A 3011-nucleotide genomic window follows, 5' to 3' on the forward strand; every position below is an offset into this window, starting at 1 on the left:
TCTCCCCACAAACGCTAGCTCCCCGCTCTCCGTATAATGAGCCAAATCCCCTGTTTTATAGAGGCGTTCCTGAGGGGTAAACGGACTCGGAATGAACCGTTCTTTTGTTAGTTTTTCTTGATTCAGATAACCTCGTGCTACGCCTCCCCCCCCTACATACATTTCACCTACAGTACCTGACGGTACAGCTTGAAGGTGCTCATCCAATATATAGACCTGAAGATCTCGAATAGGAGTCCCTATCACACTACTTGGCGAATCGGTATCTTTCTTTGTAATTCGACGATAGGTCACATGCACGGTAGTTTCTGTAATCCCATACATATTCACCAGTTGCGGTTTTTGATCGCCATGACGTTCAAACCAGCCTTGAAGCATGCGTGGATCGAGTGCTTCTCCTCCGAAAATCACATAACGTAAAGCGAGAGGTTGTTCGTTCTGCTCATCTACTCTCATGAGCTGACGGAACGCCGTCGGCGTTTGGTTTAAGACCGTGACCCGTTCTTCCACGAGTAACTCATAGAAAGATTCAAAGGATCGACTTGTCTTATAAGGAACAATAATTAACTTTCCTCCATATAAAAGAGCTCCCCAAATTTCCCAAACCGAGAAATCAAAAGCGTAAGAATGATAAAGTGTCCAAGTATCTCGCTCATTAAAGCGGTACCATTCTTCCGTTTCTTGCATCAAACGAATAACGTTTTGATGGGTCACCAACACTCCTTTCGGTCTACCAGTCGAGCCGGATGTATAAATCACATAAGCTAGACCATCTTTGCCCACAGGTACGTGTAGATTCGTAACGGCTTGAGAAGACCAAAGATGTTGATCACGATCTAAACAAATGAGAGTCGCTTTTGTTTCTGGAAGCGAGGAATGCACAGTTTCTTGGGTTAATACCAGGGAAACATATGAATCCTCCAAGATATACGCAAGGCGATCCTTCGGATAGGCCGGATCCAGCGGTACATAAGCACCTCCAGCTTTCAAAATTCCTAATATTCCAACTATCATATCTAGTGAGCGTTCTACACAAATGCCCACCATCACTTCAGGCCCTACCCCTCTCGACTGCAGGTAACGTGCCAATTGGTTAGAACGATTGTTGAGCGTTTGGTACGTCATCACTTCATGATTCCATTTGAGCGCAAGGTTTTGCGGATAAAGATCCACCTGTCGTTCAAACCACTCATGAATCGTAGAAAAGGTATCTGTTTGACTTTCCATTGGTTGTCCCTCCCAGCTTTTTTCATCAGAGGCAAGTTCCGCTAACCGTTCACTGAAGCGGGTGAAGAGTGTCTGTTTAACACCTGGTGAAAACAGCCCTTCCATCACGTCCCAATGAAAATGAAGGACGCCATTCTTTTCAACAGGAATCATATCCAAGTAAATACCTGGCGTTTTGGAGCTGCTATATCCCATTTCCCATCCCGAAGGGAGGTATATTTCCTCTTCCACAAGATTCGTAAACACAATAGGGAATGAAAGAAATCCTTCATCTTTACGGCTCATCGCTCGTTTCCGCAGTCCATGCATCCCGCTCACCAGGTGATGAGAAAAATCCTCCTCCAACTCTCTTTGATTGACTCGAGCTCTATGTAAGAAAGATCGTTCAGTTGAGAGGGACTCAATGTAACTTAAAGTAGTAAAATCCCCGATCAATTTGTTCACTTGCTTATGAATAGTTGGACGATCCCAATTCACCACTACCGTGGTGAAAGCATGGCCAAAGTAGTTAGATAATACCTCTTGAAAAGCTGTTAGTAGGACCGTTCCAGGTTTTACGCCCCAACGGGAAGCCTTTTCCTTCAAGGCTCTCCAGTCCAATGTGACTCCTTGTATAGTTGATCGAGACGAGTTGCTTGTTAAGGAAGGGATAGGACCAGGAACGAGGGTTGCCATCTTCCTCTCCCAATACGCCCGTGCCTTTTGTCCTTCTACTGATTGTCGTTGCTCGTTTATATATTGACAGTATTCCCGGTAAGATACTTCCAACGGAGAGAGCTTGGTTTTGGGATTCTCATAGAGAGCCATTAGCTGTCGGTACAACAGGAACAGACTTGCCCCGTCCGCAATCAATGCATCGGTACATAAATGGACGTATGAGAGCTCTTCACCCTGAGTGACCCGAAGGTCAAAAAGCGGCCACTTTCCTAATGGTAATACTTGATTCTGTAATTCTTCACGAACCTTTTGAATAAATGCATCCAGTTGACGGGCATCTTGAGCCAGGTTTACTGGAATCTTATAGGCTGGTACTCGGTTCAAAATCTCTTGCGTTCCATCCTCATGTACAATAGCTCGTAACATTTCATGATACTCAATGAGTTGTTGCCAGACCTGTTGAAGACGAGGAACATCCAACTGTTCAACCTGGAACTCTTGATACATTTGACAACTTTGTTTATTTTCTCCCTGCAGACGCCCTAACACATAAGTTTGTTGGAGATCCGTAAGTCCAAATGAAGAAGATGTCGTAGATGATACAACCATTTGATCTTCCAGGATGACTTCCTGCAAGCGGCGTTCATATCTCCCAAAAATTTCCTCCACTAACGGCCGAGGAAGATACCCTTCCGCTACATCCCAGTTAAAGTGAAGCACACCGTTGCGTTCTGATATTTGATGATCCAAGTATACCTGCGGTGTTTGCGTAATGTTATATGTCATATACTGGAACCAACTTGGTCGCCCTTGACCTACTTTTCCTACGTTATTCAACATGCTTGTAAAGACGACTGGAAAATCAGGAATTACTTTACCTTTTTGCTTCGCTCGTAACTCACGCATAGCCCGAATACCACTGACCGAGCTATGGTCCAAGTCTTCCCAAACCTGTTTTTGATTGACTTGAGCCTGTTGCTTCCAATCCTTGAAACGTTGATCTGCCACAAAAATGTTCGTGGAAACAAAAGGTCCGACTACTTGATCCAAATGGGGATGAAGAGGTAGACGATTAAAATAGGTTTGAATCAGTGAAAAAGAAGACGAATCACTATACTCCTCTAATA

Annotated in this window: 1 protein-coding gene; it reads right to left on the reverse strand. The window is 44.4% G+C overall.

Going from position 1 to position 3011, the window contains the following annotated elements:
* Positions 1-3011 (reverse strand): non-ribosomal peptide synthetase (locus IEW44_RS15955; protein WP_373286144.1); only part of this gene is annotated, 3011 nt, incomplete at both ends.

This window comes from Lysinibacillus alkalisoli (genome assembly GCF_014643595.1).
GTDB lineage: Bacteria > Bacillota > Bacilli > Bacillales_A > Planococcaceae > Metalysinibacillus > Metalysinibacillus alkalisoli.